The sequence below is a fragment of the Ralstonia soli genome, from assembly GCF_023955655.1.
Taxonomy (GTDB): Bacteria; Pseudomonadota; Gammaproteobacteria; order Burkholderiales; family Burkholderiaceae; genus Ralstonia; species Ralstonia soli.
The window spans coordinates 174,007-191,663 of record NZ_JAMXHT010000003.1 but is presented as its reverse complement, the minus strand read 5'-3'; the positions used below and the strand labels follow the sequence as shown (position 1 = coordinate 191,663).

The following is a 17,657-nucleotide window of genomic DNA, read 5'->3' as shown; positions in this document are numbered from 1 at the left end:
GGCCGCTTGCTTCACCTGCTTTAAAGACACCAAGAGGGATTTTCATGAGTGCCATCGTAGATATCATCGGTCGCGAAGTGCTGGACTCGCGCGGCAACCCCACCGTCGAATGCGACGTGCTGCTGGAATCGGGCGTGATGGGTCGCGCCGCGGTGCCGTCGGGCGCCTCCACCGGCTCGCGCGAAGCCATCGAATTGCGTGACGGCGACAAGTCGCGCTACCTGGGCAAGGGCGTGCTCAAGGCCGTCGAGCACATCAACACCGAAATCTCCGAAGCCATCATGGGCCTGGACGCCTCGGAACAGGCGTTCCTGGACCGCACCCTGATCGACCTGGACGGCACCGAGAACAAGAGCCGCCTGGGCGCGAACGCCATGCTGGCCGTGTCGATGGCTGTCGCGAAGGCCGCTGCGGAAGAAGCCGGCCTGCCGCTGTACCGCTACTTCGGCGGTTCGGGCGCGATGCAGATGCCGGTGCCGATGATGAACATCGTCAACGGTGGCGCACACGCCAACAACAGCCTGGACATCCAGGAATTCATGGTGATGCCGGTCGGCCAGTCGAGCTTCCGCGAAGCCCTGCGCTGCGGCGCCGAGATCTTCCACGCGCTGAAGAAGATCCTGGCAGACAAGGGCATGAGCACGGCCGTGGGCGACGAAGGCGGTTTCGCACCGAACTTCGCCAGCAACGAAGAGTGCCTGAACACCATCCTGTCGGCCATCGAGCAAGCTGGCTACAAGGCGGGTGAAGACGTGCTGCTGGCGCTGGACTGCGCCGCGTCCGAGTTCTACAAGGACGGCAAGTACCACCTGGAAGGCGAAGGCCTGCAACTGTCGTCGGAAGAGTTCGCCAACTACCTGGCAAACCTGGCCGACAAGTTCCCGATCGTGTCGATCGAAGACGGCATGCACGAGAGCGACTGGGCTGGCTGGAAGGCGCTGACCGACAAGCTCGGCAAGAAGGTCCAGTTGGTGGGCGACGACCTGTTCGTCACCAACACCAAGATCCTGAAGGAAGGCATCGAGAAGGGCATCGCCAACTCGATCCTCATCAAGATCAACCAGATCGGCACGCTGACCGAAACGTTCGCCGCCATCGAGATGGCCAAGCGCGCCGGTTATACCGCCGTGATCTCGCACCGCTCGGGCGAAACCGAAGACAGCACCATCGCCGACATCGCCGTCGGCACGAACGCTGGCCAGATCAAGACGGGCTCGCTGTCGCGCTCGGACCGCATGGCCAAGTACAACCAGCTGCTGCGCATCGAGGAAGACCTGGGCGATATCGCCAGCTACCCGGGCAAGTCGGCGTTCTATAACCTGCGATAATCCCTCGCAGTTCCGCTCCGCATGACCGTGCGACCGCCGCTCTGGCGGTCGCGTGGTATCTGGAGCCTGAGTACCGCCAACGCTTGTCCCTATGCGCCTGATTACGCTGTTCCTGCTGCTGTTGCTGCTTGCCATCCAGTACCCGCTTTGGCTGGGTAAGGGCGGGTGGCTGCGCGTGTGGGACATGCAGAAGCAAGTGACGGCACAGAATCAGCGCAATGCTGAGCTGAAGCAGCGCAACGCCAAGCTCGAAGGCGAAGTGAAGGATCTGAAGGACGGCACGGGCGCCATCGAAGAGCGCGCGCGCTATGAGCTTGGCATGGTCAAGGACGACGAGGTCTTCGTGCAGTTTGTCGCACCGGCGCCGAAAACCAGCGAAACGCCACCGCCACCTCCTCCTCCCGCAGGCCAGCAGGGCCATCACTGAGCCTGCAGTTGCCGTCGGAGCGCGCCGTGGATGACGCGCTCGTCTTCTGACAACGGTCCCGGATTTACCAGTAGTACGGATAGCCCCAGACGGGGGCGCCGTAGCTCACGCCCCAGCCACCACGGTGGCGCCAGCCGCTGCCGTAGTAGACCGAATAGCTTCCGTAGTACGGATAGGGCGCGTAGTAGGGCGTGGCCGCGTAGGCACGCGCCTCGGCATCGCGTTTGACGGCCTGATCGGATTCGCGCAGTGCCTTGGCGTTCAACTCGTCCAGCTTCTTGCGCTCTTCCGCCGACAACGGGGCCGGGGCTGCCGACTGCATGTCGGCCGGCAGGCGTGCGGTGTACGGCGTGCCGCCCGGGCCGCGCGGGACCGCAACGCAGGCCGATGCGAGCAGCGCCACCAACATCGGCAACGCCAGCGCGCCAGCGCGGGAGAGATTCAACGATCGGGTGAGGGGCTTGGGCATGGTGCGCTCCGCAGCAGGCGGCAGATGATGAAACTGGCGACTTAGAGCGTGGGCGGCACCGACAAGTGCCGCGTGCCACGCATCTTCATACTATGTCGCCGTGTTCAATGGCGCTGGTCGGATGCGCCCTGGATGCCCTGCGCGACGGTGTCCTGCGCAAAGAGCTGCGCACAATCGACGGCGTCGAAGCTGTAGTGCTGGCCGCAGAATTCGCAGTCGATTTCCACCTTGCCGCGTTCTTCCAGGATGCTGTCCACTTCGGGCTGGCCGAGCGTACGCAGCATGGCGCCCACACGCAGGCGCGAGCACGAGCAGCGGAAGTGCGGGCTCTGCGAAGCGAACATGCGGATGCCCGCGGCTTCCATTTCTTCCCAATACAGACGCTTGATGAGCGTATCGATGGGCTGTTCGAGCAGTTCTTCGCTGCGCAGGGTGTTGCCGAGCTGGCAGACGCGCTCCCACGTGTCGAGATCCTGCTCCTGTACGTCCTTGTGCAGCGGCTGGCCGGTTTCGCCCACTTGCGCAGGCTCATTGCCCGGGCGGCCTTCCATGGCGCCGCCGTAGGACGGCAGGCGCTGCAGCAGCATGCCGGAGGCGACCTTGTCATCGGCGGCTAACCACAGGCGCGTGTCGAGCTGCTCGGAGCTCAGCATGTAGTGCTCGAGCACCTCGGTCATGGTGGCAAGCGGCCCGTTCTCGTCTGACAGCGGCACGATCCCCTGATAGGGCTGCTGACCCGGCAGCTTGTCCTGCGGATCGAGCGTGATGGCGAAGCGGCCGTGGCCATGCGCGTTGACCATCGCGGCCAGCGTGGCGTCATCGGCAATCTCGGCGCCTTCGGCGATCTTGGCGGTGGCGCGCATCGACAGGTCGGAGTTGCACTCCACCACGACCATGCGCACCGGGCCGTCGCCATGCAGCTGCATGACCAGCGCGCCGTTGAACTTCAGGTTGGCGGACAGCAGCGCGGCGGCGGCCATCATCTCGCCCAGCAGCGCTTGCACCGGGGCCGGGTACTTGCGGCGGCGCAGCACCTCCTGCCAAGTCCCTTCCAGGCGCACCAGTTCACCGCGCACGGGCGCGGCATCGAATACAAATTTCTTCAGCTCGTCAGTCATCCATCGATCCGTTTCAGTTGCTGCTTGTACATCGCCTGGCGCACCGCGTACGTCTCGGTGTTCAGGTGCATTTTGGCGATGTCGTCTTCCGTCAGTTTGCGCACGGCCTTGGCAGGCGTGCCCAGGATCAGCGTGCCGTCTTCGAAGACCTTCCCTTCGGTGACGATCGCACCCGCGCCCACCAGGCAGTTCTTGCCGATCACCGCGCGATTGAGCACCACGGCCTGAATGCCGATCAGCGAGCCTTCGCCGATGGTGCAGCCGTGCAGCATGGCCTGGTGGCCGATCGTCACGCGGTCGCCGATGTTCAGCGGGCAGCCCGGGTCGGTGTGCAGCACCGAGCCTTCCTGCACGTTGCTGGCCTCGCCCACGGTGATCGGCTCGTTGTCGCCGCGAATGACGGCGCCCGGCCAGACGCTTGCGCGTGCCTTGAGCTCCACGCGGCCGATCACGGTCGCTTCGGGCGCCACATAGGCGTTTTCGTCAATGGTCGGGGCAACGTCGCCGAGTTGGTAGAGGGCCATGCGATCGGTCTCCAGAATCTTCGTAGGTGGGGAAAAAGTGCGCGTCTTCAAGCCTGCCCGGGCGGGGAGGCTGATGCGTCGATTTAAAATGCCGGAAAGCCCGAATTGTACGCTGATGACCGCCTTCCAGCCCCCTGCCGACTCCTTGCGCTACAGCGCTTTGGCCGCCTTGTGCCTCACCGATCCTGCCAGCAAAGTGGACGCCACCTTGCGCCTGGGCGAGCGCGCCAAGCGCGCCAGCGATGCAAGCTGGGGCCTAGACGAAGCCATCGCGTCGCCGGTAGGTGGTGTCCCCGGCCGGCCGGCCGCGCCGAGGCTCGTGCCGCCTTCTGAAGTCCCGCGCCGGCGTGCGATCGATACGCCGCGTGGACGCGCCGCGCTGCTGCACGCGCTTGCGCATATCGAATTCAACGCCATCAACCTCGCACTCGATGCCGTGTGGCGCTTTGCCGACATGCCGGTGGCGTTCTACCAGGACTGGACGCGCGTGGCGGCCGAGGAGGCCACGCATTTTTCGCTGCTGTCGGCCCATTTGGCGACGCTCGATTGCCGCTACGGCGATCACCCCGCCCACGACGGTCTCTGGCAGATGACCGAGAAAACGGCCGCCGACCCGCTCGCGCGGATGGCGCTGGTACCCCGTACGCTAGAGGCACGCGGGCTCGACGCCTCGCCGCCGATCCGGGCCAAGCTGGCGCAGGCGGGCGATATGGAAGCCGCTGGCATCCTCGACATCATCTTGCGCGATGAAATCGGCCACGTGGCGGTGGGCAATCGCTGGTATCGCTGGCTGTGCGAACGCGCGGGGCTTGATCCGGTGCCGACGTATCGCCTGCTGACCGAGCAATACGGTGCACCGCGGTTGCGCGGGCCGTTCAATCTCGACGCCCGCCGCCAGGCCGGTTTCGACGACGACGAAATTGCTGCGCTGGAAGCCGCGTTCTAAGCGCCACAGCGTTGTCCGTCCGCCGCTATAATCGTCTGAAAAAGAACGATCGTTCGATTTATATTCAGTGACGGAAACCATGGACTCCACCACGCAGCCGGCCACGCGCCAAGTCTCCCGCTCGACCTATCTGCCTGTGCGCGGCTTGCGCTATCACATTCGCGAATGGGGGGAGCCTGGGGCGCCCATCCTGTTCCTGTTTCACGGGTGGATGGACGTATCGGCCTCGTTCCAGTTTCTCGTGGATGCGCTGCGCGAGCGTTGGCACATCGTGGCGCCGGATTGGCGCGGCTACGGCCAGACTGCCCGGCCTACCGATGCTCCAGGCGTCGAGAGCTACTGGTTTGCCGATTACGTGGCCGATCTCGAAGCCATCATCGATCACTATCAGCCCGAAGGGCAGGTGACGCTGGTCGGCCACAGCCTCGGCGCCAACGTGGTCTGCCTGTATGCGGGTATCCGGCCTGAACGCGTGCAACGCGTGGTGGACCTCGAGGGTTTCGGCATGTCGGCATCCAAGGCGTCGCAGGCGCCGCGCCGCTATGCGCGCTGGCTCGACGAGTTGAAGGACAAGCCTCGCTTGAACACCTACGCCACCGTCGACGACGTTGCCGCGCGCCTGCAGAAAACCAACCCCCGTTTGCCCGCCGACAAGGCGGCGTTCCTGGCGCAGCACTGGTCGCGCCAGAATGCCGAGGGCCGATGGGAAATTCTTGGCGACCCGGCGCACAAGATCATCAATCCGCAGCTGTATCGGCTGGATGAGGTGATGGAGATCTGGCGCCGTGTCACCGCGCCGGTGCTGCATGTCGAGGCAGTCGACTCGCCCACGCTGAAGGCGATTGCGGGCGATGTGCCGATTCCCGAGTTCAAGACACGCTTTTCGGCGTTTCCCGATTTCCGCGAAGTGCTGATTGCGGATGCGGGGCATATGCTGCATCACGATCAGCCCGAGCAAGTGGCCGCGCTGATCGAGGAGTTCTGCCAGCAGCGCTGACTGGCAAGCTAGGCGACGTGCAGCTTGTTCTGCAGGCTCGCGTCGTTACTGCTGTGCGTATGCACCAGCGTCTTGTCGGGGTTCGCATAGCGGTAAGCGCGGCGCAGCGCCATCGCCACCTCATGGAAGCCCGAGAGGATCAGCTTCTGTTTGTTCGGATACAGCGCGATATCGCCCGCTGCAAACACGCCCGGGCGCGAGGTCTCGTACGCCGTGGTCTCCACGGTGATGCGGCCCGCGCGCATATCCACGCCCCAGTTGGCGATCGGGCCGGGTTCCGACACCAGCCCGTACAGCGCGATCAGTTCATCGCAGGGCAGGACGGTTTCGCCTTCGCGCCCGCGGATCGCCACGCCGGTGAGCGTGCCGTCGGGGGTGCTATCGAGGCGGGAGAGCATGCCGAGCACGAAATCCATCTCGCCCGCAGCGACTGCGGCACGCATTTCGGCGACGCTCGCATCGGCTGCGCGGAAGCCCTCGCGCCGGTGCACGAGCGTCACGCACGCCGCCACCTTGCGCAGCGCTAACGCCCAGTCGAGTGCCGAGTCTCCGCCACCGGCGATGACCACGCGCTTGCCCGCAAAGCGCGTGGTGTCGCGCACGGCGTAATGCAGATGGCGGCCTTCCAGCGCCGCCGCTTCAGGCAGGGCCACGCGTTGCGGCGTAAACGCGCCGTTGCCGGCGGTGATGAGCACGGCGGCACAGTCGAACACATCGCCGGCGCTGGTCGTCACGCGAAAGCGCTGGCCGTGCTCGCTCTCCAGTGTTTCCACGGTCTCGGCGCGACGGCCGCACAGGATCGGGTACTCGAACGGAGCACACTGCGCCATCAGCCGGTCAACGAGTTCCTGCGCGGTGCACGACACCAGCGCGGGGATGTCGTAGATCGGCTTTTCCGGGTACAACTCGGTGCATTGGCCGCCTGGGCGGTCCAGTGCATCCACCAGCACGCACGACATGCCGAGCACCCCCGCCTGGAACGCCGCGAACAGGCCCACCGGCCCCGCGCCCACGACAAGCACGTCGATGCGTTGCTCCACGGGCTGGGCGGAATCGGTGGGGAGGGTGGTGGCGGAAGTCATAGCAAAGCAGTGAGAGAAAAACAATGCGGCCACTATAGCGCGCAGCAAGCGGCGCGCCGCGAACACCGCCACGGGCAGTCGGGTCTTCCAGCGGTCGTCCAATGATGGAGGACGGCCCCAGATCCTGCGGCGCAGCAGTAAAATGGCGAAATGCCAAACATTGCTCCCGCCATCCCTCGCAATCTCGCCCGAAACGCCGATCTGCACTGCCATTCGACGGTGTCGGATGGCGTGCTTGCGCCGCATGAAGTGGCCGCGCGTGCTGCCGCGCACGGTGTGACGCTGTGGGCGCTGACCGACCATGATGAAGTGGGCGGCCAAGCCGCTGCGCGAGAGGCAGCGGCCGAGCTTGGCATGGCGTATTTGTCCGGCGTGGAGATCTCCGTGACCTGGGCTGGGCGCACGCTGCACATCGTCGGCCTCGGCATCGATCCGGACAACGCTGATCTCGTGCAGGGCCTGGAGCGCACCCGATCCGGCCGCTGCGCGCGCGCCGAAGACATCGGCGCTGCGCTCGCCAAGCTCGGCATTGAAGGTGCCTACGAGGGCGCATTGCGCTACGTCGGCAACCCCGACATGGTCTCGCGCACGCACTTCGCGCGCTTCCTGGTCGAGCACGGCCACTGCCGCGACATCTCCGAGGTGTTCGACCGCTATCTGGGCGACGGCAAGCCAGGCTATGTGCCGCACCGCTGGGCGCGCCTGTCCGACGCCATCAATTGGATCAAGGGTGCCGGCGGCGTTGCGGTGATGGCGCATCCGGGCCGCTACTCGCTGTCGCTGGTCGAGCACGGCGCGCTGTTCGATGAATTCAAGGAGCTGGGCGGCGAGGGCGTCGAGGTCGTCACCGGCAGTCATACGCCGGATCAATACGCCCTGTACGCCGACGTGGCGCGCCGCTACGGCCTGCTTGCCTCGCGCGGTTCGGATTTCCATGGCCCCGGGGAGGGGCGCATCGAACTCGGCGAGTTGCCGCCATTGCCTGACAACTTGACGCCGGTGTGGAGCCGGTGGATGTCCTGAACACCCGCCGACCCCGCCCATGTCCCAGTTCTTCCAGATCCACCCGACCACGCCGCAAGGGCGCCTGATTCGCCAGGCGGCGGACATCATCCGCGCCGGCGGCTTGGTCGCGCTGCCCACCGATTCCTGCTACGCGCTGGCCTGCCACCTGGACGACAAGTCGGCCGTCGAGCGTCTGCGCCGGGTGCGCGGCATCGATGAGAGGCAGCATCTCGCGCTGATGTGCCGGGATCTGTCCGAGCTGGCGACATTTGCGCGCGTCGACAACAAGCAGTACCGCGTGGTGAAGGCGGCCACGCCGGGGCCGTTCGTGTTCCTGCTGGAAGCGACCAAAGAGGTGCCGCGCCGGCTCTCGCATCCATCACGCAAGACGATCGGCCTGCGCGTGCCGGAGCATCCGATTCCCCTGGCGCTGATGGCCGAGCTCGGCGAGCCGCTACTCACCTCCACGCTGCAACTGCCCGGCGACGACGCACCGCTCAACGAGGCCGAGACCATTCGCGCGCGGCTGGAAAAACAACTTGAACTCGTCATTGACGGTGGCCCGGCTCCGGCCGAACCGACCACCGTCATCGACCTGACCAGCGGCGAGCCGGAACTCGTGCGCCGGGGCCGGGGCGATCCGGCCCGCGTCGGCCTGTAGGCCAATACCCGGGCGGCGTGCCGCTGCGTGCGCTTGCTACAATAGCCCGCCTATGGACCCCACTCTGATCCAAAACATCGCGGTTTACGCGATTCCCGTCCTGTTTGCCATCACGCTGCATGAGGCGGCGCATGGCTATGTCGCCAAGCATTTTGGCGACGACACGGCCTATGCCATGGGCCGCGTCAGCATCAACCCGCTGCGGCACATCGATCCGATCGGCACGATCGCGATGCCGCTGCTGCTGTATTTCGCGACCAAGGGCGCCTTCGTCTTCGGCTACGCCAAGCCTGTGCCGGTGCGTTTCGGCCGCCTGCGTGACCCACGCTGGCATGGCATGTGGGTGGCGCTGGCGGGCCCGGCCACCAACTTTGTCCAGGCGATCTTCTGGGGCGTGCTGGCCATTCTGCTTGTTGTGGGCGGCGTGAACGAGCCGTTCCTGAACGGCATGGCACGCGCTGGCATTCTGGTCAACATGGTGATGGCCGCGTTCAACATGTTTCCGCTGCCGCCGCTCGATGGCGGACGCGTACTGGCCGCACTCCTGCCACCGCGGGCCGCGCTGGGGCTGTCGCGCATCGAACCGTTCGGCTTCTTTATCGTGATGGCGTTGATCATCTCCAACGTCATCACCAACGTCTGGATGCGCCCCATCATGGCGCTGCTCCTTCAATTGCTGCAGTGGATCCTGAGTCCGCTGCTGATGCTGTTTTCCTGAGTCTCCAACTCCATTTCCCACATGTTTCCTGACCGCGTTCTCTCCGGCATGCGTCCGACCGGTGCCCTGCACCTGGGGCACTACCACGGCGTTCTGAAAAACTGGGTCCGGCTGCAGGCCGAATACCCGTGCTACTTTTTCGTCGCCGACTGGCACGCGCTGACCACGCACTACGAATCGCCCGAGGTGATCGAGGAATCCGTGTGGGAAATGCTGATCGACTGGCTGGCTGCCGGCGTTGATCCGACGCAATCCACGCTGTTCATCCAGAGCCGCGTGCCCGAGCATGCCGAGCTGTTCCTGCTGCTCTCGATGGGCACGCCGCTGGGCTGGCTCGAACGCGTGCCGACCTACAAGGACCAGATCGAGAAGCTCAAGGAGAAGGACCTCTCCACCTACGGCTTCCTCGGTTACCCGCTGCTGCAGGCCGCCGACATCCTGATCTACCGCGCTGGCTTCGTGCCTGTGGGTGAAGACCAGGTGCCCCACGTCGAGATGACGCGCGAAGTCGCACGCCGCTTCAACTACCTGTACGGCCGCGAACCCGGCTTCGAAGAGAAGGCGCTGGAAGCGGCCAAGAAGCTCGGCGGCAAGCGCGCCAAGCTGTATCTGGAACTGCGTACCGCCTATCAGGAGCGCGGCGAAGACGAGGCCCTGGAGCAGGCCCGCGCGCTGCTGGCCGAATCGCAAAGCCTCTCGTTGGGCGACCGCGAACGCCTGTTCGGCTATCTGGAAGGCGCCCGCAAGATCATCCTGCCCGAGCCGCAGGTGCTGCTGACCGAGGCGTCGCGCATGCCCGGCCTCGACGGCCAGAAGATGTCCAAGTCGTACGGCAACACGATCCGCATGCGCGAGGACAAGGAAACCGTCGAGAAAAAGGTTCGCACCATGCCGACCGACCCAGCGCGCGTGCGCCGCACCGATCCGGGTGACCCGGACAAGTGCCCGGTGTGGCAGCTGCATCAGGTCTACTCCGATGCGGACACCAAGGAGTGGGTGCAGAAGGGCTGCCGCAGCGCCGGCATCGGCTGCCTGGAGTGCAAGCAACCCGTGATCGACGGCATCCTGCGCGAACAGCAGCCGATGCTGGAACGCGCCCAGAAGTACATGGACGATCCGTCCCTGCTGCGCGCCATCATCGCCGACGGCTGCGACAACGCACGCAAGGTCACGCAAGAGACCATGCGCGAGGTGCGCGAGGCGATGGGCCTGTCCTATAGCTGATGGGCTGTTGATGTCCGTCCCGTTCGATCCGCACACGCTCGCAGCGCCCTCGCCGTGGGTGGCGCGCTGGGCAGCTGAATTGCCGGCAGGCGCATCCGTGCTGGATGTGGCCTGCGGCAGCGGCCGCCACGTACGCTGGCTCGCCACGCGCGGCTTGCGCGTGACGGGCATTGACCACGACGCGGCTGCGCTGTCGGGCCTCGCGGGTATCGCGGAAACGATCGTCGCCGACATCGAGGGCGGCCCTTGGCCGTTGCCTTCGGGCGCTGTGTTCGATGCCGTCGTCGTCACGAACTACCTGCACCGACCGCTCTGGCCAGAATTGCTGGCCGCTGTCGCGCCGGGTGGTCGGTTGATCTACGAAACCTTTGCGCTCGGAAACGAAACCGTGGGTAAGCCGTCCAACCCGGCATTCCTGCTGGCGCCGGGCGAATTGCTCGATGCGGTGCGCGGTCGACTGCGCGTGGTCGGCTACGAAGACGGTTTTCTCGCATCGCCCCGAGAGGCTTATGTGCAGCGGGTTTGCGCGGTTCGCGAGCCTGCTGGGGCTGTCGCTCCGCGCTACGCACTTTGAAGTTGCTGAGGACGGCGACTTACCCGTCTCTTGGCGGGTCTCAGATGTGGCGAATCCGTTCTGACGATCCGGTACAATCCGACTGTTTACGTTCACGCTTTTGTCTGCTTTCGAAACCATGACCCAGATTTCCGGCAGTCTTGTCGCCATCGTCACGCCCATGCACGAGGACGGCAGCCTTGATTTCCCGTCGCTGCGCAAGTTGATCGACTGGCACATCGCCGAGGGCACCGACGGTATCGTGATCGTCGGTACGAGCGGTGAATCCCCGACGGTGTCGGTGGACGAGCACCGTGAGCTGATCCGCGTGGCGGTCGAACAGGCCAACAAGCGTATCCCGATCATCGCTGGCACGGGCGGCAATTCCACCGTCGAAGCTGTCGAACTGACGGCCTACGCAAAGGAGGTGGGTGCCGACGCTTCGCTGCAGGTGGTGCCGTACTACAACAAGCCGACGCAGGAAGGCATCTATTTGCACTTCCGCAAGGTGGCCGAGTCTGTGGACCTGCCGGTCATTCTGTACAACGTGCCGGGCCGTACCGTTGCCGATATGACGGTCGAGACCATGCTGCGTCTGGCCGATGTGCCGGGCATCATCGGCGTGAAGGAAGCCACCGGCAACATCGACCGCGCCGCGCAACTCATCAAGGGCGCGCCGGCCTCGTTCAAGATCTACAGCGGGGACGACCCGACCGCCATCGCGCTGATGCTGCTGGGTGGTCACGGCAACATTTCCGTGACCGCCAACGTGGCGCCGCGCGCCATGCACGAGCTGTGCGCCGCCGCCATGCGCGGCGATGTGGAAACGGCCCGCCGCATCCACATGCAGTTGCTGTCGGTGCACAAGAACCTGTTCGTGGAATCGAACCCGATTCCCGTCAAGTGGGCGCTTCAGGCCATGGGCAAGATGGAAGGCGGCATCCGCTTGCCGTTGACGCCGCTGGCTCCCCAGTATCACGAGATCGTGCGCGCATCGCTGAAGGATGCCGGGCTGCTCTCCTGATTGTTTCAAGGCCCCTCCAGACGCTTCTGGGCCCTTAAGCCATCGTTCTTATCTGAAGGATCGCAAGTCAATGAAACTGCACCAAACCCGTCGCGGGGCTGTGGCGACGTCCGCTCAACTGTTGCTGGCCGCGTTGTCGGTTGCCCTGATTTCCGGTTGCGATACCGTCAATGAAGCGATGCAGCCGGATCGCATCGATTACAAGTCGCAGGCCAAGAAGGGCCCGACGCTGGAAGTGCCGCCCGACCTGACCGGCATCCAGGCTGACCGCCGCTATGCCGCACCGGACACGGGTACGACCACGCTGTCCGCCTACACCTCGACCGCACCGAAGGTCACGACGCCGGGTTCGGGTACGGAGAACGTACTGCCTGCCGTGTCCGACATGCGCATCGAGCGCGACGGCAACCAGCGTTGGCTGGTCGTGAAGACCACGCCGGACGCCCTGTGGCCGAGCCTGCGCACGTTCTGGCAAGAGCTGGGTTTCCTGCTGGTGATCGACTCGCCCGAGACCGGCATCATGGAAACCGACTGGGCCGAGAATCGCGCGAAGATCCCGCAGGACTTCATCCGCCGCACGGTTGGCAAGGTGTTCGACGGCCTGTACTCGACGTCTGAGCGCGACAAGTTCCGTACCCGTATCGAAAAGGGCCCGAACGGCACGGTCGAGGTCTATATCTCGCACCGCGGCGCACAGGAACAACTGGTCGGGTCGTCCAAGGACCAGACCGTGTGGACGCCGCGCCCGGCCGATCCTGAGCTGGAAGCCGAATTCCTCTCGCGCCTGATGCAGCGCCTGGGCGCCAGCAAGGAAGCCGCACAGCAGAAGCTTGCGCAAACGCAGGCAGCGCATCCGGTGGAAGAGGGCGCGAAGGCGACCGAGGGTGTGCAGACCGCGCGCACCACGGGCCCGTCGCTGCTGGCGCAGGCGAATGGTCAACCGGTGCTGAACGTGCCGGAGCCGTTCGATCGTGCCTGGCGTACCGTCGGTCTTGCACTGGACCGTGTGAACTTCACCGTGGATGACCGCGACCGTTCGCAAGGCGTGTACTTCGTCCGCTACGCAGATACCCGCGCCGAAGCCAACGCACCGGGCTTCTTCTCGCGCCTGTTCTCGGGTACGAAGATCGAAGACCTCAAGCGTGCCAAGCGCTATCGCGTGGTGGTCAAGGATGCGGGTACCTCGTCGACCGTCACGGTGCAGAATGACGACGGCTCCGCTCAGACCGGCGATATCGGCAAGCGCATCCTGTCGCTGCTCGACGAGCAACTGCGGTAATCAGCATCATGCAGTACAGCTGCCTGGGTGGGCGATGACACTGAGATTCGCCAGCCTTGGCAGCGGTAGTGAAGGGAATGCGCTGCTCGTCGAATCCGCCAGCGGAACGACGTGTACGCGCATCCTGCTTGATTGCGGATTCGGTATCCGCGAAACCGTGCGCCGGCTCGAACGTCTGGGCTGCACGCCGGAATCCCTCAACGCCATCCTTGTCACGCACGAGCATGGTGATCACGTTGGCAGCGCGTATGCGTTCGCCGCCAAATTCAATATCCCCGTCTGGACCAGCCACGGCACGTATCGCGCGACCGAGAGTCTGCGTGGTGCCGATCGTGCGGCCGTCCGCTTCTGCCGTGCCGACGATGCATTCAGCCTCGGCGATCTGCAGATCCTGCCGTACACCGTGCCGCACGATGCGCGCGAACCGCTGCAGTTTGTTTTCAACGATGGCGCGCGGCGTCTGGGTGTGCTGACTGACGCGGGCATGTCGACGGAATACCTCTGTGCACACCTGGAAGGCTTGCATGCGCTCGTGCTGGAATGCAATCACGACCGCGAGATGTTGGCCAACTCGGCCTATCCGTGGTCGTTAAAACGCCGTATCGGTGGGGATTTCGGCCACCTGGCCAATGACATTGCCGCAACGATCCTGACGCGCGTGCGTCACGACGCATTGCACACCGTGGTGGCGGCGCATCTGTCCAAGCAGAACAACACGCCGCTATTGGCTGCCGGGGCGATTGCTGTGCCGCTGGGTGTCGGTATTGCAGAGGTGCCGATTGCCGACCAAGAGGCAGGCCTGCCTTGGCATGCGGTCTAAGATCGATTGACCGACCGGGCGGCTTGTAAGATTCAGAAACAACTTTGAATGGCGATCGGGCGAGGCGCGTTGCCCGGCTTGCGCCCATGAAAAAAGCCGACCCGAAGGTCGGCTTTTTTGTCTCGCGAGAAACGCGATTATTGCTTGGCAGCCGGGGCCGAAGCGTCTGCAGCCGGAGCCGAAGCAGCAGCGTCCGAAGCAGCCGGAGCAGCAGCGGCTTCCGAAGCAGCCGGGGCAGCCGGAGCGGCAGCCGGAGCCGAAGCTTCCGGAGCAGCGGCCGGAGCAGCGGCTTCTTCCTTCTTACCGCAAGCAGCCAGAGCCACAGCAGCCATCAGCGAGGCGATCAGGAGAGACTTTTTCATTTTTTCGATCCTTAAACTGAATATGGAAAGCGAACAACAGAAAGGGCGATGAATAATTACCGGTAATTATCGCTCAGGTACTACACCTTCTTTTGTGCCGGCAACCGAGCCGCCAGAGCGGCCCAGGCTGCAAGCTAGCGTCGGATTATAGCGACCTTTGCCTACCCTGTGTAGCTGAGTCGGGCCTGACGCACGTTGGATTGAACCGCTTTTGTAACGATCTGTTTCAACGTGAAGTCATCGCTGCGCAGGTCCGGCCAACCTCAGCCAGCCTTCTTCGTACCAGGCGTGCAGCGTGTCCATGAGATCCGGCAAGTCGGCTGCTGCATCGACCGACGCCGCACTTGCGCCGCGTGCATCCGCCAACTCCGCAAGCCACGCAAGCAACGTACCCGAAGGTTCGAACGTGTCGCCGTTGATCCAGAAGCGTTGCCCGTCGTACAGGGCCTGCGTTCGTGCGTCGAGCACGATCCCTTCCTTACGTGCCCGCGCCGTGAAGCGCGCGAGCGCCAGGCGAGGCTGCGTGACAAAGTCGACGTGATCCTTGGGTTCGGAAAGGTACGCGCCGAGAAACTCCCCGACCAACTCGGGCGTCCAGCGCAGTGCGTTCAATTTCTGTGCGAGCGCCTTGACCATCGCGGCGGGCAGCTCGCCAGGACGCTCCGTGGGCTTCTGGTCGGGGTCGGCGTAGCGGCCTTCGAAATTGGGGTCGTCTTCCAGCGTTTGCGACAGGAAGCCGAGGAAGTGACCGGCCAGTTCGCGATACGACGGCGAGCGGAAGCCGATCGAATATGTCATGCAGTCGCCCTCGGCCACGCCGTCGTGGGCGTAGTGCGGCGGCAGGTAGAGCATGTCGCCGGGTTCGAGTACGAATTCCTCTTCGGGCTGGAAGTTGGCGAGGATCTTGAGCGGCAGGTCCGGCACGAGGGTGAGGTCGTCCTGGGCGGAGATCCGCCAGCGGCGCTTGCCGTGGGCTTGCAGCAGGAACACGTCGTACGAATCGAAATGCGGGCCGACGCCACCGCCGTCGGTCGCAAAGCTGATCATCACATCATCGAGCCGCGCATCGGGAATGAAGCGAAAGCGCTGCATCAGCGCTTCGACCGCCGGCTCGACGAGGTTGGCGCCCTGCACGAGCACCGACCAATTGCGCGTCTTGCGCGAGGGCAGCGGCCGCTCGTCAAAGGGGCCATGGTTGAACGACCAGCGCCCGCGCGATTGCGCGATCAGCCGCGATTCGACATCGGGGCGCTGCGCCAAGGCAAGTACACGCTCGGGCGAGAGCGGAAAGTGCAGCGCACGCATCTCTTCGGGCGAAAGTGCTTGCCGGATCAGCAGCGGCTTTTTCTGCCAGTGCGTGCGCATGAAATCGCGTGGCGACAGGCCGCCCAGCAACTGTGCCGGATGCCCCGCCGGAAGGGCGGTTTTGACGCCGCCATCGGCAGCGTATAATGGGACTTCGTTCATGGAGTGCGCAATTGAAAATCGCGAAGAATACGGTGGTGTCGGTGGCTTACAAACTGTCCGACGCGCAGGGCAACGTCATCGAGGAATCCGATGAGCCGATGGTGTATTTGCACGGCGGCTATGATGGCACGTTCCCCAAGATCGAGGAAGCGCTCGACGGCCATGAGCAAGGCTTCGAGACCAAGCTGCAGCTTGAGCCGGACGATGCCTTCGGCGACTACGATCAGGAACTGATCAAGATCGAGCCGCGTGACCGCTTCCCCGAGCCGCTCGAAGTCGGCATGCAGTTCGAGGGCGTGCCCGAAGATGGTGATGAAGAAGACGCCATCGTCTACACCGTCACCGATGTGGCGGAAGACAAGGTTGTGCTGGATGGCAATCATCCGCTGGCCGGCATGGCGCTGCGCTTCGAACTGAAGGTGACGGACGTGCGCGAAGCCACGGCTGAAGAGATCGAGCACGGCCACGTGCACGGTGAAAACGGCCTCGAAGTGGTGGATGAGGACGAAGACGACGACAAGCCGCACACGCTGCACTGATCGGCAAGTCCATTCGGATGTACAGAAACGGGAGCTTCGGCTCCCGTTTTTTATTGCGTCGGCGCGGGCGTGGCTTCCTGCGCCGGGCTGCTGTCGATGCGGCGGCTGCGGATGTGGAACAGAGGTGTACGGCCGGGTGTGACCGACACTTCCAGCCAGCGATCGAGCACCGGTGAGCCGTAGGTGCGCGCGCGCATCACGTGCGGATCGGGGCGCCCGTCTTCGTCCTTGAGCGGGCGGTCGAGCACGAACGTCTGGCTGGCGCCGTGGATGAGCAGTACCGCGCCGTCGTAGTCACGGCTGAGTGCGCGCAACTGGCGCTTGAGCGCGAGATAGCCGTCATGCGAGCGGCGCCGCAGCAGGCCGTCGAAGATGTTCGGTGCGCGGCGGCGCTCCCAGCCGTCTTCGAACAGCGGGTCGGCTTGCATCATGATCACCATGCCGGCCAGCTTGCGTTGGCGCGCGACGGAAAACGCGCGCGCCAGCCACTGGCGGTTGGCTTCCAGGCGGTCTTCGTATTCGCCGTTGCGCCCGCCGGCGATCTTGTAGTTGTTGTTGTCGCCCGGCACGTTGAGGGTGACGAACAGCACGTCGTTCATCGTCCAGCGCGTGTTCTCGCGGTAGCTGCGGAACTTGGCCTGATCGGACTGGCGCATGACCGTCATGGCGCGCTGGCCGAGCGTGTTGTCGTCGGGGTAGAACAGCTCGCGCAGCCGCAGCAGGCGTTCGATGGGGTCGAAGCTGCCGGCGGCAGGGCGCTGGCAGTCGCTCCAGTCGTGATCGCCCGGAATGTAGACAACAGGCGTGATCAGGCTGTCGAGCAGGTCGTGGCGCGCTTCGAGCAGCTCATCGGAGCACGATTCGTCGCGGCCCTTGAGGTTGCCGAGGTGGACGACGAAGGCCGGGCGTTCGGCGTCGATCGCGTCGAGCAGTGCGCGCGCCGGGGCAACGTCTTCGGCGCGTTCGGGCACGTTGCCGATCACCGTGAAGGTGAAGCCGGGTGGTGTCTCGGTACGGCTCTTTGGGGCGGCCGGCGCGGCCACTGGCAGCAGCATCGCCAACACGATGGCGATGCCATACAGGGTGCGTGAAGCCGAGCCGGTCGGGATCATTG

At 64.6% G+C, this 17,657-nt stretch carries 20 protein-coding genes; 13 read left to right on the top strand and 7 right to left on the bottom strand.

Annotation, left to right across the window (positions count from 1 at the left end; genetic code table 11):
* Positions 1–44: 44 nt before the first annotated feature.
* Both eno and ftsB read left to right on the top strand, forming a co-directional pair.
* Positions 45–1,328, top strand: a complete 1,284-nt coding sequence (gene eno, locus NG900_RS07875; protein ID WP_252678859.1) for a phosphopyruvate hydratase — start codon at positions 45–47, stop codon at positions 1,326–1,328.
* A 91-nt stretch (positions 1,329–1,419) separates the two neighbouring features.
* Positions 1,420–1,755 carry a cell division protein FtsB gene (gene ftsB / locus NG900_RS07870; RefSeq protein WP_252678857.1) on the top strand — a complete coding sequence of 112 codons (336 nt, stop codon included), beginning with the start codon at positions 1,420–1,422 and terminating at the stop codon, positions 1,753–1,755.
* 64 nt (positions 1,756–1,819) lie between these two features.
* Here ftsB and NG900_RS07865 read toward each other — a convergent pair whose 3' ends face one another.
* The 3 genes from NG900_RS07865 to NG900_RS07855 all read right to left on the bottom strand — a co-directional run bounded on the left by NG900_RS07865 (position 1,820) and on the right by NG900_RS07855 (position 3,866).
* Positions 1,820–2,224: a hypothetical protein gene (locus NG900_RS07865; RefSeq protein ID WP_252678855.1), complete on the bottom strand. Its 405-nt coding sequence runs from the start codon at positions 2,222–2,224 to the stop codon at positions 1,820–1,822.
* A 104-nt stretch (positions 2,225–2,328) separates the two neighbouring features.
* Positions 2,329–3,342: an Hsp33 family molecular chaperone HslO gene (gene hslO / locus NG900_RS07860; protein WP_252678853.1), complete on the bottom strand. Its 1,014-nt coding sequence runs from the start codon at positions 3,340–3,342 to the stop codon at positions 2,329–2,331.
* Positions 3,339–3,866, bottom strand: coding sequence for a gamma carbonic anhydrase family protein (locus NG900_RS07855; RefSeq protein ID WP_252678852.1), 528 nt, complete (start codon positions 3,864–3,866; stop codon positions 3,339–3,341). The genes hslO and NG900_RS07855 overlap by 4 nt, the downstream gene beginning before the upstream one ends.
* A gap of 115 nt (positions 3,867–3,981) precedes the next feature.
* Here NG900_RS07855 and NG900_RS07850 point away from each other — a divergent pair, with 115 nt between their 5' ends.
* Complete coding sequence (locus tag NG900_RS07850) at positions 3,982–4,812, top strand: ferritin-like domain-containing protein (protein WP_252679821.1); 831 nt, start codon at positions 3,982–3,984, stop codon at positions 4,810–4,812.
* 79 nt (positions 4,813–4,891) lie between these two features.
* Entirely contained in the window at positions 4,892–5,809 is a 918-nt protein-coding gene (locus NG900_RS07845; protein WP_252678850.1) for an alpha/beta fold hydrolase, read from the top strand.
* Between the two features lie 8 nt (positions 5,810–5,817).
* Here NG900_RS07845 and NG900_RS07840 read toward each other — a convergent pair whose 3' ends face one another.
* On the bottom strand, positions 5,818–6,891 hold the full coding sequence (locus NG900_RS07840) for an NAD(P)/FAD-dependent oxidoreductase (protein ID WP_252678848.1): 1,074 nt from the start codon (positions 6,889–6,891) through the stop codon (positions 5,818–5,820).
* 150 nt (positions 6,892–7,041) lie between these two features.
* On the opposite strand from NG900_RS07840, the gene NG900_RS07835 reads away from it, so the two are divergent.
* From NG900_RS07835 to NG900_RS07800, 8 genes are all read left to right on the top strand, one after another.
* On the top strand, positions 7,042–7,914 hold the full coding sequence (locus NG900_RS07835; RefSeq protein ID WP_252678846.1) for a 3',5'-nucleoside bisphosphate phosphatase: 873 nt from the start codon (positions 7,042–7,044) through the stop codon (positions 7,912–7,914).
* A 19-nt stretch (positions 7,915–7,933) separates the two neighbouring features.
* Positions 7,934–8,557, top strand: coding sequence for an L-threonylcarbamoyladenylate synthase (locus NG900_RS07830; RefSeq protein WP_252678844.1), 624 nt, complete (start codon positions 7,934–7,936; stop codon positions 8,555–8,557).
* A 52-nt stretch (positions 8,558–8,609) separates the two neighbouring features.
* On the top strand, positions 8,610–9,275 hold the full coding sequence (locus NG900_RS07825) for a site-2 protease family protein (RefSeq protein WP_252678842.1): 666 nt from the start codon (positions 8,610–8,612) through the stop codon (positions 9,273–9,275).
* 21 nt (positions 9,276–9,296) lie between these two features.
* On the top strand, positions 9,297–10,499 hold the full coding sequence (locus NG900_RS07820; RefSeq protein ID WP_252678840.1) for a tryptophan--tRNA ligase: 1,203 nt from the start codon (positions 9,297–9,299) through the stop codon (positions 10,497–10,499).
* Between the two features lie 10 nt (positions 10,500–10,509).
* Positions 10,510–11,073: a class I SAM-dependent methyltransferase gene (locus tag NG900_RS07815; protein ID WP_252678838.1), complete on the top strand. Its 564-nt coding sequence runs from the start codon at positions 10,510–10,512 to the stop codon at positions 11,071–11,073.
* 118 nt (positions 11,074–11,191) lie between these two features.
* The gene (gene dapA / locus NG900_RS07810; RefSeq protein ID WP_252678836.1) at positions 11,192–12,076 is read left to right on the top strand and encodes a 4-hydroxy-tetrahydrodipicolinate synthase; all 885 of its coding nucleotides are present in this window, start codon (positions 11,192–11,194) and stop codon (positions 12,074–12,076) included.
* Between the two features lie 70 nt (positions 12,077–12,146).
* Positions 12,147–13,355 carry an outer membrane protein assembly factor BamC gene (gene bamC / locus NG900_RS07805; RefSeq protein WP_252678834.1) on the top strand — a complete coding sequence of 403 codons (1,209 nt, stop codon included), beginning with the start codon at positions 12,147–12,149 and terminating at the stop codon, positions 13,353–13,355.
* A 34-nt stretch (positions 13,356–13,389) separates the two neighbouring features.
* Entirely contained in the window at positions 13,390–14,175 is a 786-nt protein-coding gene (locus NG900_RS07800) for an MBL fold metallo-hydrolase (RefSeq protein ID WP_252678832.1), read from the top strand.
* A 137-nt stretch (positions 14,176–14,312) separates the two neighbouring features.
* Here NG900_RS07800 and NG900_RS07795 read toward each other — a convergent pair whose 3' ends face one another.
* Entirely contained in the window at positions 14,313–14,537 is a 225-nt protein-coding gene (locus NG900_RS07795) for a hypothetical protein (RefSeq protein ID WP_252678830.1), read from the bottom strand.
* Between the two features lie 237 nt (positions 14,538–14,774).
* Complete coding sequence (locus NG900_RS07790; protein ID WP_252678828.1) at positions 14,775–16,004, bottom strand: ribosomal protein uL16 3-hydroxylase; 1,230 nt, start codon at positions 16,002–16,004, stop codon at positions 14,775–14,777.
* An 11-nt stretch (positions 16,005–16,015) separates the two neighbouring features.
* Here NG900_RS07790 and NG900_RS07785 point away from each other — a divergent pair, with 11 nt between their 5' ends.
* Positions 16,016–16,543 carry an FKBP-type peptidyl-prolyl cis-trans isomerase gene (locus tag NG900_RS07785; protein WP_252678826.1) on the top strand — a complete coding sequence of 176 codons (528 nt, stop codon included), beginning with the start codon at positions 16,016–16,018 and terminating at the stop codon, positions 16,541–16,543.
* Positions 16,544–16,593: 50 nt separating this feature from the next.
* On the opposite strand, the gene NG900_RS07780 is transcribed toward NG900_RS07785, so the two are convergent.
* Positions 16,594–17,655: a metallophosphoesterase family protein gene (locus tag NG900_RS07780; protein WP_252678824.1), complete on the bottom strand. Its 1,062-nt coding sequence runs from the start codon at positions 17,653–17,655 to the stop codon at positions 16,594–16,596.
* Positions 17,656–17,657: the final 2 nt, after the last annotated feature.